Annotated in this window: 1 protein-coding gene and 1 pseudogene; both read left to right on the top strand. The window is 56.6% G+C overall.

Annotated elements, in window-relative coordinates:
• Window positions 1–345, top strand: a 345-nt coding sequence (locus VKV29_RS01370) for a hypothetical protein (protein ID WP_324199500.1), incomplete at its 5' end; no start/stop codon positions are given.
• 237 nt (window positions 346–582) lie between these two features.
• A pseudogene (locus VKV29_RS01365) lies at window positions 583–1,755 on the top strand (hypothetical protein); the annotation flags it as partial.

Below are 1,755 nucleotides of genomic sequence, written 5' to 3'. Positions count from 1 at the left end.
CGAAGCCAGATAATAGACGCGATGATCCAGAGTTGGCTGGCCAAGAACGAGGAGTATACGCCCCAGCAGTGGTTTTCGCCCCCCAACATCTCTCAGTGGGACCCTACAATGAGACCGGATGCTCTGCCGAGATGGTGGGATGTTACCTTTGAAGGCCAAGTCTATACCTGGCTTCAGGGTGCTCTAAAGTCGGGTGTCTCTACGACAACGGTGGATTCGGTGGTGAACTGGCTGAACACCATGTGGCCGCGTGTGGATTGGCACACCGTAGCCTATAACCCCCAAGCGACGGGCTATGACCATAGCAAGGTGCCCTTAAAACCGGTGCAGACCACGGCTCAGTAGTTCCCGCAAAGGAAGATAAACGGCAAGGGAGCTTACCTTCAAGGTAAGCTCCCTTGTTTATGTCAAGAGAAGCACGATGCGCTTCCCACATCGTTTCGTTATAAACAAGCCATCCCGCCGCCCTCAGGTGGAGCAAAGAGCGGATTTGGGCAGTATACTTTTATATTATATACTAGGAACCGTTCTGGCACAGCAGAGGTAAAGAGAACCGATCGAGATCGGCCCCGGAGAAGACATATGGAAGAGATGCAACCTATTCGGCGTTCCCGTAGCCAACGGCAGCCGCTTGCCCTTATTTTAGCAGGCAGGCGGTTTCTGCTTCTGCTGCTCATAGGGCTTGCCCTGCCCCTTTGTGTGTCGCAACGTGCGGCGGCGGATGCCCCCCCACTTAACATGCCGATCGAGGTGATGGGGCCGGAGGGCACCACAGTGCAGATCAAGCTGATGGCCGATTCCACCACCCTGCCCATCCTATGCCTGCGCGTTCATGGGCTGGAGGATGAACAAGAGGCCTCGGTTCGCGTAAACGATGGCGCCTGGATTCCTTTGGACAACGCACACTGCACGATTGTGGGGCCGGGAATTTCGGGCAAGTTTGGGGGCATAGGAGGCAGCCCCATCACGCTGTTCGACCTCAAAGTGCCCTTTAACCGCGATTGGTTGCGCATCGGTGAGAACACCATCACCTTTCGGTTCAACCACAGCAACGGCGTCAATTCGGGCTATCGGGTGCTGGGGGTGCACTTTGAAAACGGGCCTGCGCCCCAATACGTTTGGGACGACCCCTCGAAATGGAAGCCGCCTTTGGACGACCCGAAGGATATTGCCGAGGGGAAGGCACTTTGGCAGAGCGCGACCCTCGTTTTAAACGATCTTCCCAACGCTCCGACCATCAAGGCGCACTGCAGTGACTGCCATGCCACCGACGGACGAGACCTCAAGTACTTCAACTACTCCAACACCTCCATCATCGTCCGCAGCATGTTCCACGGCCTCTCTTACAAAGAAGGGCAGCAGATCGCAAGCTACATCCGCTCCCTCCCTGCCTCCTACGGTAGCAAGTACGGCAGACCCTGGAACCCACCCTACCAGCCCGGACCCGGTTTAGATAGCCATGGAGCGCACGAGTGGGCGGCAGGTGCCGGCATTGATGCCGTGCTCCCCAACGATGCGGCCATGCTAACCTATCTCTTTCCGCCTTCTCAGGGGAGCGTGCCCACTTTAAGCGATATGCTTAAGGTGACCAACGTTCATGGGTATTTGAACCTACGGGAACTGCCCATTGACATGCCCCTCCCCGACTGGAACCACTGGCTGCCTACCATGTCCCCCGTGGACGATACCGTCAACTTCTTTGCACCCCCTGACCCCAAAATCCCCTATGTCCTAAGCTGGTATCAGCGCTACCAA

This window comes from Chthonomonas sp., from assembly GCF_035294165.1.
Taxonomy (GTDB): domain Bacteria; phylum Armatimonadota; class Chthonomonadetes; order Chthonomonadales; family Chthonomonadaceae; genus Chthonomonas.
This window is presented reverse-complemented; position numbering and strand designations above follow the sequence as displayed.